14 protein-coding genes are annotated in these 19,232 nt (G+C 62.1%); 2 read left to right on the forward strand and 12 right to left on the reverse strand.

From position 1 onward, the window contains the following. Position 1: 1 nt before the first annotated feature. From CN673_RS02115 to CN673_RS02135, 5 genes are all read right to left on the reverse strand, one after another. Positions 2–940, reverse strand: a complete 939-nt coding sequence (locus CN673_RS02115) for a glycosyltransferase (RefSeq protein ID WP_099864575.1) — start codon at positions 938–940, stop codon at positions 2–4. Continuing rightward, complete coding sequence (locus tag CN673_RS02120; protein WP_245409741.1) at positions 937–1,968, reverse strand: glycosyltransferase family 4 protein; 1,032 nt, start codon at positions 1,966–1,968, stop codon at positions 937–939. The genes CN673_RS02115 and CN673_RS02120 overlap by 4 nt, the downstream gene beginning before the upstream one ends. A 69-nt stretch (positions 1,969–2,037) precedes the next feature. Beyond that, positions 2,038–2,514 (reverse strand): transcription elongation factor GreA, encoded by a 477-nt coding sequence (greA, locus tag CN673_RS02125; protein ID WP_099864577.1) that lies wholly within the window; start codon positions 2,512–2,514, stop codon positions 2,038–2,040. 189 nt (positions 2,515–2,703) lie between these two features. Next, positions 2,704–6,216, reverse strand: coding sequence for a carbamoyl-phosphate synthase large subunit (carB, locus tag CN673_RS02130; protein ID WP_099864578.1), 3,513 nt, complete (start codon positions 6,214–6,216; stop codon positions 2,704–2,706). Between the two features lie 191 nt (positions 6,217–6,407). Beyond that, positions 6,408–6,632, reverse strand: coding sequence for a helix-turn-helix domain-containing protein (locus CN673_RS02135; RefSeq protein ID WP_099864579.1), 225 nt, complete (start codon positions 6,630–6,632; stop codon positions 6,408–6,410). 284 nt (positions 6,633–6,916) lie between these two features. Here CN673_RS02135 and ypfJ point away from each other — a divergent pair, with 284 nt between their 5' ends. Together ypfJ and CN673_RS02145 are read left to right on the forward strand one after the other, a co-directional pair. Then, on the forward strand, positions 6,917–7,819 hold the full coding sequence (gene ypfJ, locus CN673_RS02140; protein ID WP_099864580.1) for a KPN_02809 family neutral zinc metallopeptidase: 903 nt from the start codon (positions 6,917–6,919) through the stop codon (positions 7,817–7,819). Positions 7,820–7,935: 116 nt separating this feature from the next. Next, positions 7,936–9,600 carry a vWA domain-containing protein gene (locus CN673_RS02145; protein WP_099864581.1) on the forward strand — a complete coding sequence of 555 codons (1,665 nt, stop codon included), beginning with the start codon at positions 7,936–7,938 and terminating at the stop codon, positions 9,598–9,600. Here CN673_RS02145 and CN673_RS02150 read toward each other — a convergent pair. The 7 genes from CN673_RS02150 to kdpA form a co-directional block, all read right to left on the reverse strand. Next, the gene (locus CN673_RS02150) at positions 9,590–10,387 is read right to left on the reverse strand and encodes a bestrophin-like domain (RefSeq protein ID WP_099864582.1); all 798 of its coding nucleotides are present in this window, start codon (positions 10,385–10,387) and stop codon (positions 9,590–9,592) included. The genes CN673_RS02145 and CN673_RS02150 overlap by 11 nt on opposite strands. A 157-nt stretch (positions 10,388–10,544) precedes the next feature. Further along, positions 10,545–11,360, reverse strand: coding sequence for a lipid II flippase Amj family protein (locus tag CN673_RS02155; protein ID WP_198585859.1), 816 nt, complete (start codon positions 11,358–11,360; stop codon positions 10,545–10,547). Positions 11,361–11,458: 98 nt separating this feature from the next. Then, complete coding sequence (locus CN673_RS02160) at positions 11,459–12,163, reverse strand: response regulator (RefSeq protein ID WP_099864583.1); 705 nt, start codon at positions 12,161–12,163, stop codon at positions 11,459–11,461. Next, on the reverse strand, positions 12,160–14,862 hold the full coding sequence (locus CN673_RS02165; RefSeq protein ID WP_099864584.1) for an ATP-binding protein: 2,703 nt from the start codon (positions 14,860–14,862) through the stop codon (positions 12,160–12,162). The genes CN673_RS02160 and CN673_RS02165 overlap by 4 nt, the downstream gene beginning before the upstream one ends. A gap of 4 nt (positions 14,863–14,866) precedes the next feature. Continuing rightward, the gene (gene kdpC, locus CN673_RS02170) at positions 14,867–15,463 is read right to left on the reverse strand and encodes a potassium-transporting ATPase subunit KdpC (RefSeq protein ID WP_099864585.1); all 597 of its coding nucleotides are present in this window, start codon (positions 15,461–15,463) and stop codon (positions 14,867–14,869) included. Between the two features lie 11 nt (positions 15,464–15,474). Then, on the reverse strand, positions 15,475–17,511 hold the full coding sequence (gene kdpB, locus CN673_RS02175) for a potassium-transporting ATPase subunit KdpB (protein WP_099865013.1): 2,037 nt from the start codon (positions 17,509–17,511) through the stop codon (positions 15,475–15,477). An 11-nt stretch (positions 17,512–17,522) separates the two neighbouring features. Then, positions 17,523–19,229 carry a potassium-transporting ATPase subunit KdpA gene (gene kdpA / locus CN673_RS02180; protein ID WP_099864586.1) on the reverse strand — a complete coding sequence of 569 codons (1,707 nt, stop codon included), beginning with the start codon at positions 19,227–19,229 and terminating at the stop codon, positions 17,523–17,525. Positions 19,230–19,232 lie beyond the last annotated feature (3 nt).

Consider the following 19,232-nt stretch of genomic DNA (forward strand, 5'->3'; position numbering starts at 1 on the left):
ATTAGCCGAGCAATTCGCGCACCCGGCTGTGAAACGCACGGTCGGTTGCAAGGAAGGTCTTGCGTGCAGCCTCCCCGTACCGTTGCTTTTCCTCTTTCGGAAGAGCGATCAGAGACCTGATCGTTTCGGCCAGAGCTTGTTTGTCGACGAAATAGTTCGTGCCGAGATGGCGCGGCGCATCGCGGCACGGCGCGACGAGGCAGCCATTGGTGCCGTCGATATGTTCGTTCATCGGGGGCGCGTCGGTCGTGACCACGAGCGCGCCGCACGACATCGCTTCGACAAGATGGTGCCCCCATCCTTCCGACCGCGAAGGGCAAAGATGCATGCCGACGCGGTTCTGCAGCACACGCAGCGTTTCGTCGCCCTGGTAGCGGGCGATCAGGTTGACGTTGGCTGGGATTTCCCTGGGAGCAAGAGCGGCCTTCTGTACCAGATGCAGCGTTGGCCAGTCCGGATGGTCCGCCCAAAGCGCCAGGATATCTTCCGTGCCCTTGACCGTGCTGCCGCCGGCCAAATGGAAGAAAGCATCCCAGTCCTTTGCCACCGCGGCATCGTGGCGGTCTTCGGACGTGAAGCCGAGATAGTGGGTTTCAACGCCGAGACCGGCAAAGATCGTCTCGGCGTGATGGGTTTTGGCCAGAACCCGGTCGATGCGTTTCAACCGTCCGAGGTGGCGCTTTGGAAAGCGCTCCTGGTTGGGGATCAGGATGTGTTCCTGCGCGGCGCTGAACCATCGCGGAAAGGCGCGCTCGATATGGATAGCCCTCCGCGCGCGTCGTCGCCGCAGCAAACGCTCGAAAAGACCGCGATCGCGAAGGCCGACGATCTGGACCGTACCGCCGCCGCAATCCTCGATCGCTCGGGCAAGAATCTCGCCGTCGCGCGTCAGGCCGTACTTGCTGTCCTTGGCGATGATCAGCGTATCGACGGGTGTCATGGATTGCCCATCAGTTCGGCGTAAATGGCATTGAGCGCGGCGGCCTCGCGTTCCAGGGGAAAACTCCGTGCGACATGCTCAAGACCGCTGCGGCCTCGTTCGAGCCGCATTAGGTGGTCGTTCATATAGGGCGCCGTTGCCTCGATCATTGCTGCAAGATCGTCAGGCGGCACCACCGTCCCTGTCTCGGCCTCCAGGATCAACTCGCTGAATGCGCCGACATCGGCTGCGATCACCGGAACGCCAGTCGCCATCGCCTCCAGCGGCGTCAGGCCAAACCCTTCCCAGCGCTGCGGCGCGACGAAGAGATCGAGTCCACGATACCAGGCGTCGATATCGGTGTGTTCGCCGACAAAGCGGATGCGGTCGCTAAGGCCGGCAGCCTTGATCCGTTCTCGCAACCCCTGCTCGAAGCCGTGATGCTCGGCGGTGGTGCGGCCCGCGATGATGCCAATCCAATCGGGGTTGGCGGGCAACAACGCGATCATGGCGTCGACGAAGAGATCGGTGCCCTTTTGCCTCCGCACGCGGCCGAAACAGCCGACATGCAGCTTGTCGGGTTCGAGCCCGAGCCGCTTCTTCGCGGCGCTTTTTTCATCGGCGGGACGGAAGCGGGCGGTGTCGATCCCGTGCATGACGATCGTTGCGGGACGCTGGAGGTAAGCCGCCGTTTTCCGGCTCGTCGCAACGACGGCGTCCATGCGTGCAATGAGAAACCGCGACCATCGCGTATGCTGGCGCTGCGAGGCCGAGGTGAAGACGATCTTCAACGGCATGCGCGCGACATCGCGAAGGATGATGGCCGGAAGCATCTCGACATTGCGCCGGGCGTGCCAGACGCGTGGGCGGCCTTCTGCCCGTCGCCGCCAGAGGCGCCGCAGGTCGCGAAACCGAATGCGGGGGAGATCGTCGGGCAGACCGGGGCCCAGCGTGGCGATTGCCAAGCCAAGCGCGCGCTGGCGTGGCACGAGCTGGATGATCGTCGACGTGACGCCGGACAGGCGCCGCTTGAAATTGGGCGCGATCACGTCGACGGCGTCGACGTGGACAAGGGATGGCGCGGCGGGCACGGGGAAGGTGAGACGGCGCTGGCCGTCTCAACCCCAGTTGATGGCGAGGATTTCGTAAGCCTTGGATCCGCCGGGCGCGTTGACCTCGATGGAGTCGCCCACGCTCTTGCCAATGAGAGCGCGCGAAATGGGCGAGGAGATCGAAATCCGGCCCTGCTTCACGTCGGCTTCCTGATCGCCGACGATCTGGTAGGTCTTTTCCTCTTCCGTATCTTCGTCGACCAGTTTCACGGTCGCGCCGAACTTGATGGTGTCGCCCGACATCTTGGACAGGTCGATCACTTCGGCACGAGCCAACAGGTCTTCAAGCTCGGTGACGCGCCCTTCATTGTGGCTCTGCGCTTCCTTTGCGGCGTGATATTCCGCATTTTCCGACAGGTCGCCATGGGCGCGGGCCTCCGAGATGGCCTCGATGATGCGCGGGCGCTCTTCCTGCTGACGAACGCGCAGCTCCTCCTGGAGCTTTTGATAACCGCTCTGGGTCATCGGCACTTTGTCGACCATCGTCTTTTTCCTTTTCGTTCTCGGTCCCGTATCGCACGCTAAATGGCCGGGCATTGCGATCGCGCAATAGCCAGCCTGATGGGCTCGGGGCAAAAAAGAAAACGGTTCTCGAAGCGACAACCTCGGAACCGTTCTCAGTGTCCAGCGACGACCACTATCAAATAATGACGCAGAGTTCACGAAAAAAGATCATGCGCGCGAGCGATCTGCCGAAGCATCGCTGAAGTAAGCTTGCAGTGGGCGAACCTCGAGATTTCCTGCCTTGAGCGCGGCAATGGCCTGCGCGGCGGCTGCGGCCCCGGCCATTGTCGTGTAATACGGCACCTTCTGCATCAGCGCGGCACGGCGCAGCGATTTGGAATCCGATACCGCCTTGGCGCCGTCGGTCGTGTTGAACACGAGCTGAACCTGGCGGTTGCGAATCGCATCCTCGACGTGGGGACGACCTTCCAGCACCTTGTTGACCTTCGAGGCTTCGATGCCACGTGCATTCAGGAAGGCCGCGGTACCGGCCGTCGCCAGAACGCGGAACCCGGACTTGACGAGGGTCTCGACCGCCGGAAGAACCCGCTCCTTGTCCTCGTCACGCACCGAGACGAAGACGGACCCGTCGCGGGGAAGCTCGACGCCGGCACCAAGCTGGGACTTCGCGAAGGCCAGCGTGAAATCACGATCAAGGCCCATGACCTCGCCGGTGGAACGCATTTCCGGTCCAAGCAGCGTGTCGACGCCCTGGAAGCGGGCAAACGGAAACACCGCTTCCTTGACGGCGATGTGGTCGAGGCGCCCGGGTTCGGACGGTGCAGAATAGACCTCGAGGACGGATGACAGCTTTTCGCCGGCCATGACGCGGGCGGCGATCTTGGCGATCGGCGTGCCGATCGTCTTGGCGACGAACGGCACCGTGCGCGAGGCACGTGGATTGACCTCGAGGACGTATATGGTGCCTTCCTTGACGGCGTATTGCACGTTCATCAGGCCGCCGACGTTGAGCGCCTTGGCAAGCGCCCGTGTTTCGGCCTCAAGCTCATCCACGATCGCCTTGGGGAGTGAATAGACCGGCAGGGAGCAGGCACTGTCACCGGAGTGGATACCCGCCTCTTCGATGTGCTCCATGATGCCCGAGACATAGACATCCGTGCCGTCCGACAGGCAGTCGACATCGACCTCGATTGCGTTGGTGAGATAGCTGTCGAACAGGAGAGGGTTCTTGCCGAGTAGCGTGTTGATCTGCCCCGTCTTGTCGTTGGGATAGCGTGCCTTGATCTCCTCGGGCACCAGTTCGGGCACAGTGCCGAGAAGATAGTCGGAGAGGCCTCCTTCCTCACGGATGATCTGCATTGCCCGGCCCCCCAGAACATAGGAGGGCCGCACGACCAGCGGGAAGCCGATTTCGGCTGCTACAAGCCGGGCCTGCTCGACCGAATAGGCGATGCCGTTCTTCGGCTGCTTGAGATCGAGCTTGGTCAGCAGTTTCTGGAAGCGATCGCGATCTTCGGCGAGGTCGATCATGTCCGGGGCCGTGCCGAGGATCGGAATGCCAGCCTTTTCCAGCGCTTCGGCAAGCTTCAGGGGCGTTTGCCCGCCGAACTGGACGATGACGCCGTGCAGCGTGCCCTTTTCCTTCTCGGCACGCAGGATCTCCAGCACGTCTTCGGCAGTCAGCGGTTCGAAATAGAGGCGGTCGGACGTATCGTAATCAGTCGAGACCGTTTCCGGGTTGCAGTTGACCATGATCGCCTCGAAGCCCGCATCGGCGAGCGCGAAGGCGGCATGGCAGCAGCAATAATCGAACTCGATCCCCTGGCCGATCCGGTTCGGTCCGCCGCCGAGGATCACGACCTTCTTGCGGTCGGACACAAAGGCTTCGGAGCGCAATTCGCCGGCGAACGGCACCTCATAGGTCGAGTACATGTAGGCGGTCGGGGAGGCGAATTCTGCCGCGCAGGTGTCGATGCGCTTGAAGACGGGGTGGACGTCGAGCGTGTCGCGAAGCTTGGCGACATCGCGCTCTGACTGGCCGGTCAAGGAGGCGAGGCGGGCATCGGAAAAGCCCATGGCCTTCAGCATCCGCAGATTGTCGCCATCGCCGGGAAGTCCATGCGCGCGAATGCGGCCTTCCATATCGATGATCGCCTTGAACTGGGCAATGAACCACGGGTCGATCTTGCAGCTTTCGTGAATGTCACGCTCGCTCATGCCAAGGCGCAGCGCCTGGGCCACCATGCGCAGACGGTTCGGCGTCGGCGTGCCGAGCGCGGCCTTGATGGCGTTGCGGTCGTCGCCTTCGCCAAGGCCTGGAATCTCGATCTCGTCCAGTCCCGTCAGCCCGGTTTCGAGGCCGCGCAGCGCCTTCTGCAGCGATTCGGCGAAGGTGCGGCCGATCGCCATTACCTCGCCGACAGATTTCATCGCGGTCGTCAGGATTGGTTCGGCGCCGGGGAACTTCTCGAACGCAAAGCGCGGGATCTTGGTGACGACATAGTCGATCGACGGCTCGAAGGAAGCCGGCGTCGCGCCGCCCGTGATGTCGTTTTCCAGTTCGTCGAGCGTGTAGCCGACGGCCAGCTTCGCCGCGATCTTGGCGATCGGAAAGCCGGTGGCCTTCGAGGCCAGCGCGGACGAGCGAGACACGCGCGGGTTCATCTCGATTACGACGAGGCGGCCGGTGCCAGGGTTGACCGCGAACTGTACGTTGGAGCCACCCGTTTCGACGCCGATCTCGCGCAACACCGCGATCGAGGCGTTGCGCATGATCTGGTATTCCTTGTCCGTCAGCGTCAAGGCCGGCGCGACGGTGATCGAATCGCCCGTGTGGACGCCCATCGGATCAATGTTCTCGATGGAACAGATGATGATGCAGTTGTCCGCGTGATCGCGGACCACTTCCATCTCGTATTCCTTCCAGCCAAGGACGCTTTCCTCGATCAGCACTTCCGTGGTCGGCGAGGCGTCGAGCCCCGATGAGATGATGTCGAAGAATTCATTCCGGTTGTAGGCGATGCCACCGCCCGTGCCGCCGAGCGTGAAGGACGGCCGGATGATCGCGGGCAGGCCGATCGTATCCAGCGCCTGCGCGGCGATCGCCATCGCATGGCTCATGTAGCGCTGCTTGCGGTCCGTCTCGCCGAGATTCCATTTCGTCTCGAGATCATCGAGCGCGCCGTCGAGGGCTTCGCCGGAGAATTTCGCTCTGACCTCGGCCTTCAGCACTTCATGGGCCTTGCGGTCCTGATCCTTGATCTCCGTGGCGTTGGCGAGCATCGAACGCGGCGTTTCCAGGCCGATCGACGCCATTGCCTCACGGAACAGAGCGCGGTCCTCGGCCTTGTCGATCGCTTCCGGCTTGGCGCCGATCATCTCGACGTTGTAGCGCTCCAGCGTGCCCATCCGTTTCAGCGAAAGAGCGGTGTTGAGCGCCGTCTGGCCGCCCATGGTCGGCAGCAGTGCGTCGGGACGCTCCTTGGCGATGATCTTGGCGACGACCTCCGGCGTGATGGGCTCGATGTAGGTCGCGTCGGCAAGCTCCGGATCGGTCATGATCGTCGCCGGGTTGGAATTGACCAGGATGACCCGATAGCCCTCTTCCTTCAGCGCCTTGACCGCCTGGGTGCCGGAATAGTCGAACTCGCAGGCCTGCCCGATGATGATGGGGCCTGCGCCGATGATCATGATCGATTTGAGGTCGGTTCTTTTCGGCATGGCGATCCATCTTTCGGTCGGCACGGGGTATGCGCACGGCTGGACGCGGTGCGGGACCCGGGCTCGTTCTTTTCAGTTTTAAGGCTAGGCCGGCCTTATAGGGGAAAGGGTCCGGCAGGAAAACCCTGCGGAGACCGGTTTTCGCCGTTTTGCGCGGGGAAAATTTGCTGCCACGTTGCCGGCGGGAAGGATCACTCGGTTTCTTCGGCGAACTCGCTTGCTCGATAGTCCGTCACGCCCTTTGCGACGGCGAAGCAGGCCAGCGCGACGGTCTGTGGGATCGCAACCTTGCGTCCATCGCGATCACCTTTCTCATAATACTGGATCACGCGCTTCTTGAGGCCAAGGGCCTCGGCCGCTTCTTTCTGCTTCAGCCCCATCGCCTTGCGCCAGCGCCTGAACTCTTCAGCCTTCATGATCGCCGTCCCTTTTGCCGGAGCGGGGCTGCAAGCCCACTGTCGGTGAACCTGGCATTGCCCTTGGATGATCGACGTCGTCTTATCATCGCAAAGCTCCCTGCCAGGCGAGTGCGCTGCCGTTCTCGTTGCATCGTGTGCGCCTGATCATTGCCATTTCTCGCACGCGATTGTGACAGTTTGAAAAAGAGGTGCGGGATATCGCGGCACAAAGCGGTCCACCCGGAACCAATTCCGCTGATCGGCGCTTGAGTGTATCATTGCCAACAGAAGGATCGGGCGCCATGCGCTGGAGAGGGCGACGTCAAAGTTCCAATATCGACGACAGGCGCGGGCGCGGCTTCGGGGGCGGTGGTCGCCGGATGAGAATTCCGATGGGTTCCGTCCGGGGCGGGGGAGGGATCGGCGGGATCGTCGTCCTTGCGGTATTTGCGCTGATCCTCTGGGCTGTCGGCATCAATCCCATGGTGCTCTTTTCCGACGGCGGAGCCGGCGGCGGGTCGATCACCCAGACACAGGCTCCGACGGACGGTCTTGCCCCGGATCGGCGCGACGAGCATGCGCAATTCATCGCCACGGTTCTGGCCGAAACCGAAGACACATGGAACGGGATCATGGAGGCGGAGGGCGCGGACTATCCCGAGCCAACGCTGGTTCTTTTCGATGGTGCCGTGGAGTCCGCCTGCGGGCAGGCCAGCGCAGCGGTCGGGCCGTTCTACTGTCCTTCGGACCAGCATGTCTACATCGATCTGCGGTTCTTCGATGAGCTCGCCAGTCGGTTCGATGCGGCGGGGGATTTCGCGCAAGCCTACGTGGTGGCGCATGAGGTCGGACATCATGTCCAGAACCTCATCGGCGTCCTGCCGCAGTTCAACGAGATGCGGCAGGGGATGAGCGAGGCCGAGGCGAATGCGCTGTCGGTACGGGTCGAGCTGCAGGCGGACTGTTTCGCGGGCATCTGGGGCCATTTCACCGAAGAACGCGGTCTGCTGGAGGCTGGCGATCTGCAGGAGGCGCTAAATGCGGCCACGCAGATCGGTGACGATACGCTGCAGCGCCGCACGCAGGGCTATATCGTTCCCGAAAGCTTCAATCACGGCAGCTCGGAGCAACGACGCGAATGGTTTCAGCGGGGGTTCGAGACCGGCCGCCTGCAAGACTGCGACACGTTCTCGGCCAATCTGTGAGGTTCAGCAAGTCTCGGGGCAAATCCGTAGACTGTGCAAATTACGTTTCGATCTTTCACGGAAATTTCATGTCTAGCAGCCAAGGCTATCTCTCAATACTGTGGAGATAAGAGCTCATGTCCGAGCGGTTGCTTGACGATCGTCGCGGCAACGTGGCTGTCGCTTTTGCGTTCTGCTCGTTGCCTCTGCTGGCTGCTGCTGGGCTTGCGGTGGACTACGGATCTGCCTCGTCACAACGCTCCGCCATGCGCGATGCCTCCGATGGGGCGGCGCTGGCCGTCGCGCAGGCGGGCGACCGGTTGACCGTCATGCAAGCTCAGGAGATCGCCGCGAATTTCGTCGAGGCGAATTATGACGGTTCCACGACCAAGGTGACCGTCAGTCGAGCCGGCAACACCTGGACAGTTGCGATGGAAGATGACCCGCAGCTTTATTTCGGTGATCTTCTCGGATTGCAGCAGACCCGTCTCGGCGTCGTATCCTCGGCGAGTTACGCCTTCACCAGCTATGAGATCGGCCTAGTATTCGACACCAATGGCGGGATGGAAGGAGAGAAGCTCGACAGCCTGAAGGAAGCGGCCATTTCGTTCGTCGACCAGATGGAAATCGATGTCGGGCGCTCAGAGAATCTCAGCTTCGCCTCCGTGCCATTCTCGACCTTCGTCAATGTCGGACCGGAATACGGACCACAGTTTCGTGGCCGCAAGATGGTTCGTGGTGGTGCGCGGTGGCTCGACGTCGAGGGCAAGAACCCGGTTGCGCAGAGCGAGCTTCTGCCGGGGCTCAGCCGTTTCGAGGTCTTCCATCATCTGGGTGAAGCATGGGATGGCTGCGTGGAGACGCGCGTTGCGCACCGCTCGGCAGCCTATGACACCGCCGATATTCCCGCCACTCGCAAAGACCGGCGCTCCCTGTTCGTTCCGGCGTTCTCGATTGATGAGCCGAGCGATACCGACGGTCGATTGCCGCTCTACGCGAACGACTATCTCGATGATGCGGGAACGGACCTCACCGACAGCAAGGCCGATCGGCTGACGAACAAGTACAAGATCGAGATGACGGGTGGTGGCGCCGGGGGCGGGGAGGAGGACGATGATGACGACGACGAGGATGGCGGCGGCCTGCTCGGTATTCTTGCCGGGCTGAGTGAAGCGCTTTTTGGCCGGACCCCGGCAGTCGACGACAGTGTCTCCACGTTCTACGACGATTTCCGAAAGGCGAAGGGACCAAACTTCGACTGTGCCTCGCAGCCATTGCTGCCTCTCACCAGCGACATGGTGGCGGTCAAGCGGCACATCGCCTCGCTGGAGGCGAGCGGGCGAACCAACATGCTTGAAGGGATGATGTGGGGGTGGCGAGTGCTTTCGCCTGGTGAGCCGTTCACGGGCGGACGGCCCTCGTCCGAGGGAAGTAATGACAAGGTCGTCATTTTCGTCTCCGACGGGCGCAACGACTGGGACCTGTTGCCCAACGCGCTCGGATCGTCCTATTCGAGTTTCGGCTACATCGTCGACGAGCGCCTTGTTTCCGACGACACGCCGCTGACGCGCGTTGCCGAGACGATGGACGACAAGACGCTGAATGCCTGTGAGAACGCCAAAGCCGACGGCGTCACCATCTATACCATCCGCCTGGAGCGCAGCGATGATGAAACGGAAGAACTGCTGAAGGGCTGTGCGAGCTCGGCCGCGCACTACATCGACGCAAGGGACGCGGGCGAACTCGATAGTGCTTTCGAGCGCATCCGTCAGCGCATGCGCCATATCCACATCAGTTCCTGACCGGTTCTTCCAGGCGCGTTCCGATTTCCCCCTTCAACAGCTGTTGAAAGGCTTCGGGCTCCAGGCGACCGGGCTGCTCGAAGGGATTGGCGAAGGCATAGATGAAAAAGAGGATGACACCCGAATAGGCCCCGAAGATCGACATCAGGACCAGATGACTTCGAGTTGGGCGATAGACGTAGAGCGAAACAGACAGAAGACTGATCCCGATCAGCGCGGGGGCCCAGAACATGGAACCAAAGCCGCCTATCGCCGTCGCATCGCGCATCTGCCGATAACGGGCGACCTGCGTGATGCGGTCGCGCATCCGGCCGGCCAGAAAGGACTGGCGATCCGTCTCGGGAGTGAGGTCCAGCAAGGCCTCGTAGACGCCTTGCCACAAGCCCCACGCCGTGGGCGACAGCCCTTCGCGCCGACCCAGCATATCCCATTCCTCGTCGACGACGACGTCGAGATAGCGGGCGAGGTCGCCCTGAACCACATCGACGGCTTCGCCGCCGTAGCGTCGGATGTCGTTATAGACATCGGAGACGGCAACGGACTCCTCGGTCAACAGGTTGCGGATACCCTTGTAGTCATCGAGTTCCTGGGCATAGACCAGCGCTAGCATCAGGCCGTGGAGCGCGGCAATACGGGTTGCCACCGCGCCGACGACGTCATGCGTTCGATCGGCCGCGTCGCCGCTGTGAAGAAAGTGCCGGGCGATCGAATAACTGCCGAGCACCAAGGCGACCGCGAGCGTTGCAAAAAGCAGCCCGACGACCGCGGAGAGGACGAGGGTCAGCATCAAAGGTCTCCCGCCGCCTCGCCATTCGGCGTCTGACGGCTTCAGGTCAGATGAGCACGACGCGGCACGCTTGTCGACGCAGGAGTGCAATGTCCGGACGGCCAAGAGGCAAGGACGCTGGACGCCGTATTTTGTCTTTTTCCCGGATCGCTTCTGTTCAAAGCGCGCGCGCCATCCAGGCAATGGCATGGGCGGCCGGCAGGAGGAGCAACTGGGCGGCAAGGGTTCCGCACAGCCGGCTGATGACAAGCCAGGTGATCACACGCCGAAAGTGGCCATCGCTGACGCGCCCGGAGACGACGTCGTCGGTCATGCCGGACAGATACGGGTCGACCAGGATGAACATCATGATGGTGGCGATGCCATTGATCATCGATGAAAGCGAGCTTGCCGTCACCCGGAATTCCGGCTCCAGAATACCGGCATAGATCGATGCGAGGACGCCCACCGTCCAGAGCGCGCTTGCCAGGAAGTTCATGGCGATCATCGCGAAGGGGATATTCTTCGGCCGGGCGAGCTGGACCAGGTTGCGGTGGCTCGGCAGTGCGAGCGAATGCATCGCGAGCGAAGCCCCTCGCGGTGTGAGCGTCCGCAGGAGAAGACGGGGCATCGACCGCGTCCTGTGAAAGCTGCGCACGGCATTGGATGAGTAGCGCTGAAACGAAGGGATCAGCAGGCCGCCGACCACCGTCGCGACTGAGGCAGACGCCAGTATCAGGCTGAAATCAACGATGAGTCCGGATGCGGCCTGCGCAGAGATCGCCGTTTCGACTCGCTTGGCCATGAACGGCGCTTGCAGTGAGTTGGATAGCCGCGACACGAGAACGAGGACGTTGAACAGGGAAAACGCGATGGCGATGTGGCCCGTGCGAATTCCCGCGATGCGAAAGGCATAGGCCAGCGTCCCGATCAGGTGGATGACGAAGGTCAGAGCGATGATGACGAGGAGTTGGAAGTCGAGGATGTCGGACACCGGCGCGCCATGACTGCGAGTGGCTGATGGCGGAGCATAGCCTTGTTTTCGCGACGTGTCTGGTCATGGAAATGGCAGTGCAGGGATGAAAGGCACCATCAGCTGCCGGCTTCATCGATCAAGCGATAGCCAACGCCCGGTTCGTTCAGGATGAACCGCGGTGCGGTCGGGTCATCCCCGAGCTTCTGCCGCAGCCGTCCCACGAACACGCGAAGATACTGAACGTCATTTTCGTTGGCCGGTCCCCAGAGCTGCGACAGGAGTTGCTTGTGGGTGAGGATCCGTCCGGCGCTGCGCATCAGAAGAACGAGCAGGTCGAATTCCTTCCTGGTCAGCCGTATGTGTTCGCCATCGACCGTGACGCTGTGGCGGGCGAGGTCGACCACGAGGGCGCCTTGGGCAAGGGTCGAGGTATCACTTGGCTGCGCTTGACCATCGTCTTTCTTGCGCAAAGCGACGCGCATACGCGCCAGAAGCTCTGCAATGCCGAATGGTTTGACGATGTAGTCGTCGGCTCCCGCATCCAGCGCGGCCACCTTTTCGTCCTCGGCGTTGCGAACCGACAGGACGAGGATCGGCACCTTGCTCCATTCGCGGATGCGTTCGATCACCTGCTTGCCATCGAAATCCGGCAGCCCAAGGTCGAGGACAACGAGGTCCGGGGCCTCGGTCGCGGTCTTCGATATGCCATCTGCGCCACGGATGGCTTCATGGATCACGAAACCATGCGCCTCCAGCGCGACGCGCAGAAATTTCCTGATCTGCGAATCGTCTTCGACGAGGAGGATCGTCTCGCCGCTCATGAGGCGTCTCTTTCCTGGTAGGCAACGCTCGCGGCGACCGGCAGGGTCACCGTGAATTTCGTGCCTGACTGGCTCGCGTCGTTCGACGTGACTGCAATTCTGCCGCCGTGTGCTTCGACAATACCCTTGCAGATGGCAAGCCCGAGGCCGGTTCCCGCTGGCTGCCCGTCTCCGGCTCTTACGCGATAGAACATATCGAATATCTTGTCCCGGTCCACGGCCGGAATGCCGGGCCCCTCATCCGAAACTGCGACGACCAAATTGTCGCCCTCAAGGCGGGCGGACACCTCGATCTTCGTGCCCGCCGGGGCATATTTGGCTGCGTTGTCCAACAGGTTTGCCAGCACCTGTTCGAGCAGCACAGGATCACCGGCGATGGGCGGCAAATCGTGTGGTATCACGCGAACGAGCTGATGGTTCTCCAGGCCATGGCGAAGTTGCCGCAAGGCGCGTCCGAGGATGTCGGACAATTCCACCGCGTCGAGTCGCGGCTGCAGTGCGCCATATCCGAGCCGCGTCATGTCGAGAAGGTTCTGGACGTACCTGTTCAGTCTCTCGCCTTCGTCGCGGATGGTCTCGGCCATGGCAAGGCGGCCGCGTGCATCAAGGACATCTTCGCTCTCGACCAGGGTCGATGCCGCGCCGATGATCGAGACCAGCGGGGTCCTGAGGTCGTGGCTCACCGATGACAGCAGCGCCGCGCGCAGGCGCTCGGTTTCGGACAGGAGGCGGGTTTCCTCCATGTCCGAGGCGAGCAGCGTACGCTCGATGGCGATGGCGACCTGATCGACCAGCGCATCGAGAAGCCGCCGTTGTTCCGGGTCTAGCTGGTCGCGCGTGCCGAATTTGACGCCGAGCAGGCCACGTGTGCCCTGGGCGGTCTTCAAGGGCAGGAAAAGCCATGACGAGGTCGGCAGCGTTGAGGAGCTCCAGCCTGCGGGCTCACCGTTCTCCCAAGCCCATTTCGCCGCGCCGCGATCCTTGATGTCGAGACGATCCTCGGGCGGGAACCCGCCGATCACCTCCAACTGGCCCTTCTCGTCGGGCATCAGAATGAGAGAGGCGCATTGCAGGGTCGAGGCGACGTGGTGGACTGCCGCCCAGATGACATCGTCGAGGGCGGCCACGCTCGCGATCTTGCGGCTGAATTCATAGAGGTTGGACGTGCGTTTGGTGATTGCCCGCTGAGCGGCGATCTGGGTGCGCAGTCTGGCTGCAAGGTTGCCCGTGACGATGGCGACTGCCAGGAACAGAAACAGCGTCAGGATCAGGTGCTCCTGCGCAATGTGGAAGGTGTAGTAGGGCTCGGTGAGGAAGAAGTTGTAAGTCAGGAACGACAGGACGCTGGCATAGATCGAGGGCCACAGTCCGAAACGCGTCGCCGTCGCCAGAACGGCCACGAGAAAGAAGAGCGACAGGCTTTCCGTCGGAAGCACCTGGTTGGCCAGGGTGGCGACAAGCCCGGCTGCCGCCGTGGCCAGCGTTGCCACGCCATAGGCCTTTGGCTCCCATTTCGGCTTGGGCACGGCGCTGCCGACTGTGGCACCCGCACCGAGCTTTTGGTCGGGCGAGATGATGGTGATCTCGAATTTTTCACCTTCGCGAATGAGCCGGTCGGCGACTGTCTCGCGCTGAAAGCGCGCGAACCAGTTGCGGGCGCGCGGCCGCCCGATCAGGATGCGATTGACGTTCCGGTTCTGGGCAAAGCCAATGATTTCGTTGGCGACGTCAGATTCGGCGTTGAGCGTGACGACCTCGGCGCCAAGGCTGTCGGCGAGCCTGAGCGCTTCGGCGCGCGCATCCTTGGCGGTATCGGGCAGGTTCTCGCTGGCCGGGGTGACGACGGAAAGGGCAATCCACGGGACGCGGGCGCGTTCGGCCATGCGCTTGGCTGCCCGGATCATCGTCTTGGCGACCGGAGCCTCGTTCACGCACACAAGAATACGGTCCTGCGCTGGCCAGGGCCCGGCGATGGCATGGCTCTTCATGTGGGCCGTCATCTGCGCATCGACTCGATCAGCCGCGACACGCATCGCGAGTTCCCTCAGGGCGGTCAGATTGCCCTTCGAGAAGAAATTCTGAATCGCGCGGGCAATCTGGTCCTGCACATAAACCTTGCCCTGGCGCAGACGTTCGATCAGTTCCTCCGGTGGCAGATCGATCAGTTCGATCTCGTCAGCGAGTTCCAGAACGCCGTCCGGGATGGTCTCGCGCACACGAACGTTCGAGATGCGCGCCACGATGTCATTGAGGCTTTCAAGGTGCTGGATGTTCAGCGTCGCATAGACGTCGATGCCGGCATTCAGAATTTCCTCGACGTCCTGGAAACGCTTGACGTGGAGGCTGCCGCTGACGTTTGTGTGTGCCAGTTCGTCGACGAGAACGAGCGCGGGCCGCCGCTGAAGCACGGCATCGAGGTCCATTTCGGGAAGGTAGCGGCCGCCATAGGCAAGGTGCATCCGGGGGATCACCTCCAGTCCGGCAACCAGACGCTCGGTTTCGGCCCTGCCATGGGTTTCGACGACGCCAACGACCACGTCGATATTCGCTGCCTGACGCTGGCGCGCCGCCTCCAGCATGGCGAAGGTCTTGCCAACGCCCGGAGCCGCCCCAAGAAATATCTTGAGACGGCCTTTTCCTTCCTTGCTGGCTTCGGCCAGAAGCGCTTCCGGTTCCGGCCGTTTTTCCTTGTCGCTCATCGGCTCATTCTGTCTCCCCGCTCGCTGGAGTTTCCGCATCGGAGGTCAGATCGTCCAGTGCGATGTTCAGCGCCAGCACGTTGACGCGCGGCTCGCCAAAGAGACCGAGGTCTCGCCCCTCGACTGACTGTCGGATCAGCGCGCGAACGACGTCGATATCCAGACCGCGCGCTTGCGCCACGCGTGTTGCCTGGTAGGAGGCGGCGGCTGGCGAGATATGGGGGTCGAGACCGCTACCCGACGCCGTCACCAGATCGATTGGGACGCGATTGCGCTCGCTGGCCTCGAGGCGTTCGACGTCGGAGGTTACCCGCGCAATCAATGCGGCGCTGGTGTTGCCATAGTTGCTGCCGGATGAACGCGCCGCATCGTATCCATCGCCCGCCGCCGACGGACGCGGATGGAAATACGCCTCGCCTTCGAAAGCCTGACCAACGACCGCCGAGCCGAGTATGACGCCGTCCCTTTCGATCAGACTGCCATTTGCTTGTCCGGGAAACAGTGCCTGGGCGACGCCCGTCATGGCGAACGGATAGGCAATGCCGAAGACAATGGTGCAGATCGCCATCATCATGAATGCGGGTCTCAGATGAGAGAGCATGGCGCTGGTCCTTATACGATTGCGATGGCGTTGATCACGACATCAATCAGCTTGATGCCGGCGAACGGTACGATAAGGCCGCCGAGGCCGTAGATCAGAAGGTTGCGGCGAAGCAGGCTGGCGGCGCTCGAAGGCGCATAGGCAACGCCTTTGAGCGCCAGCGGGATCAGCGCGATAATGACCAGTGCATTGAAGATCACCGCCGAAAGAATCGCGCTTGCCGGGCTCTCGAGGCCCATGACGTTGAGCGCGTTCAGCGACGGATAGGCGGCGACAAACAGAGCCGGCAGGATCGCGAAATATTTGGCGACGTCATTGGCGATCGAGAACGTGGTCAATGCGCCACGCGAGATCAGCAATTGCTTGCCGACCAGCACGATCTCGATCAGCTTGGTAGGGTCGCTGTCGAGGTCGATCAGATTGCCCGCTTCCTTGGCAGCGGGCGTTCCGGTGTTCATCGCCACGCCGACATCGGCCTGGGCAAGCGCGGGTGCGTCGTTTGAGCCGTCGCCGCACATGGCAACCAGCTTGCCCGCCGCCTGTTCCTCGCGAATGAGTTCGAGCTTGCGTTCGGGTGTCGCTTCGGCGAGGAAATCATCGACGCCTGCTTCAGCTGCGATGGCGGCGGCCGTCAATGGATTGTCGCCGGTGATCATCACCGTTCTTACGCCCATCCGGCGCAGTTCGGCAAAGCGTTCGCGGATGTCGGGCTTGATGATGTCCTTGAGGTGGATGACGCCGAGCACCTTTTTGTCGCGGGCGACGAGAAGCGGTGTGCCGCCCGATTTCGCGATCGCCTCGACGAGACCCGTGATCTGCGACGTCGGCTCCGTTTCGCACCATTTGAGGATCGCGTCCGATGCCCCCTTGCGCAGCTTGCGGCCGTCCTTGAGATCGGCCCCGGAAAGCCGGGTCTGTGCGGAGAAAGGGATCGTTTCGGCGACGAGGTCGCTGCCGTCATGCGAACGGCCGAGTTGCTTGCGGGCGAGGTCGACGACGGATTTGCCTTCCGGCGTATCGTCGGCGAGCGAGGCGAGAAGTGCGGCCTCGGCGAGATCTTTCGGATCGATACCTGAGATCGGCTCAAATGCATCGGCCATACGCGCACCAAAGGTGATGGTGCCGGTCTTGTCGAGGAGCAATGTGTCGACGTCGCCTGCCGCCTCGACTGCGCGGCCGGACTTGGCGACGACATTGGCCTTCACGAGACGGTCCATGCCCGCGATGCCGATGGCGGAGAGAAGCCCGCCGATGGTCGTCGGGATCAGCGTGACGAGCAGCGCGATCAGGAAGACGATCGGCACGGCGGCTCCAGAATACATGATGAAGGGCTGCAGAGTAGCGACGACGACCACGAAGATGATCGTCATGCCAGCCAGCAGGATGTTAAGCGCGATCTCGTTCGGGGTCTTCTGGCGCTCGGCGCCTTCCACCATGGAGATCATACGGTCGAGAAAACTTTCGCCGGGCTTGGCGGTCACTTCCACCTTCAACCAGTCGGAAACGACCCGCGTGCCCCCCGTGACGGAGGAGCGGTCGCCGCCTGATTCACGGATGACAGGTGCTGATTCCCCGGTGATCGCTGATTCGTCGACCGAGGCGACACCCTCGATCACCTCGCCATCGGACGGGACGATGTCACCGGTTTCCACTAGCACGATATCGCCGGGCTTGAGCTTATGCGAAGAGACCGTCTCGCCCGTACGGTCGTCGGCAGTTTTGAGCCGTTTCGCCTTAGTCTCCGTCTGGGTCGCCCGCAGCGTATCCGCCCGCGCCTTGCCCCGGCCTTCGGCGACCGCTTCAGCCAAGTTCGCGAAATAGACGGTGAACCAGAGCCAGGCCGCGATCTGGCCGACAAGCGCGGCGTTCTCCGCGCCTGTCATCAAGTCTCTTATGAAGAGCAGGGTCGAGAGCGCCGCGACGATCTCCGTGACGAACATCACAGGGTTTTTCGCCAGCACACGTGGATCGAATTTGGCGAGCGCGGCACCGAATGCGGGGCCGATCACCCGTTTGTCGAACAACCCGATCTCGGACGATCTTTTCATGGAAGGCATCCTCAAAAGGTCTCGCCAGCCGTCATCGCCAGATGTTCGGCGATCGGCCCGAGAGCGAGAACAGGGAAGAAGGTGAGGCCGCCGATGATCAGGATGACCGCGATCAGCAGCGTCACGAAGAGCGGCGTGTGTGTCGGGAACGTTCCCTCCGACGCGGGGACCGTCTTCTTGGCGGCAAGCGAACCGGCAATCGCGAGCATCGGGATGATGAAGGCGTAGCGCCCGAGCAGCATCGCGATGCCTTGCATCGTGTTGTGGTACGGCACGCCTGCGCCGAAGCCTGCGTAAGCCGAGCCATTGTTTCCGGTCGCCGATGAGTAGGCGTAGATGATCTCAGATAGACCATGCGGGCCCGCGTCCTGCAGCGAGGCGACCCCGACCGGTAGGACAGCGGAAGCCGCGCCGAAGACGAGGACGCCGAGCGGCATGACGAGGAACGCTATGACGGAGAGCTTGACCTCCTTCGCCTCGATCTTCTTGCCGAGATATTCCGGTGTGCGCCCGACCATCAGCCCGGCGATGAAGACCGTCAGCAGGACGAAGGCGAGCATGCCATAAAAGCCCGATCCGACGCCGCCGAAGATGATCTCGCCGATCTGCATCTGCAGCATCAGCGCAATCCCGCCAAGCGGCGTGAAGCTGTCATGCATGGAATTTACGGAGCCGTTGGAGGCGGCGGTCGTCGCAACAGCCCAGAGCGCGGAGTTGCCGGTGCCGAAGCGCACCTCCTTTCCCTCCATGTTGCCCGCCGTCTGATCGATGGGCAGATCGTCGTAAAGCGCGTTGCCACTGACCTCTGCGGAATAGGTGAATGCGAGTGCGGCGACGAAAAGGATGCCCATGGCCGCGAAGATCGCGACACCCTGGCGGCTGTCCTTCACCATCTTGCCGAACATGAAGCAGAAGGCGGCCGGGATCAGCAGGATTGCAACCATCTGCACGATATTGGTGAGGGGCGTCGGGTTCTCGTAGGGCACGGCGGAGTTGGCGTTGAAAAAGCCGCCGCCGTTGGTGCCAAGCTGCTTTATCGCGATCTGCGAAGCGGCAGGTCCCTGTGCCAGCAATTGCGAACCGCCTTCGAGCGTCGTTGCCTGGACGTAGGCCAGGAGGTTCTGGGGAACGCCTTGCCAAACGAGAAAGAGCGTCGTCACGATGGAAAGCGGCAGCAGCACGTAAAGAAGCGTGCGGGTCAGGTCGACCCAGAAATTGCCGATCTCTTTCGTCTCGCGGGCGAAGAATCCCCGAATGACGGCGGCGCCCACAGCGATGCCCGTGGCTGCCGATACGAAATTCTGCACCGTCAGGCCCGCCATTTGCGAAAGATACGACATGGTGGTCTCACCGCCATAGGCCTGCCAATTGGTGTTCGTGACGAAGCTGACAGCCGTGTTGAAGGCGAGATCCGGCGAAAGTGCCGGAAGGCCTTCGGGGTTCAAGGGAAGAAGGTGCTGAAGGCGCAGGATTGCATAGAGGATCACCCATCCCGCCATGTTGAAGGCGAGGCAGGCGAGCGCGTACTGCGTCCAGCGTTGACCATGATTTTCGCGCACACAGAGCAGGCGATTGGTCATTCTCTCGACGGGCGCCAGCACTGGCGCAAGAACGGTCCGATGACCGGAATACAGTTGCGCCATATAAAGCCCCACCGGCCACGCCAGCAGCGTGACCAATGCGGCATAGATGATGAATTGCAGGATATCCGCAGCCATTTC

The organism is Neopararhizobium haloflavum, assembly GCF_002750855.1.
Classification (GTDB): Bacteria; Pseudomonadota; Alphaproteobacteria; order Rhizobiales; family Rhizobiaceae; genus Georhizobium; species Georhizobium haloflavum.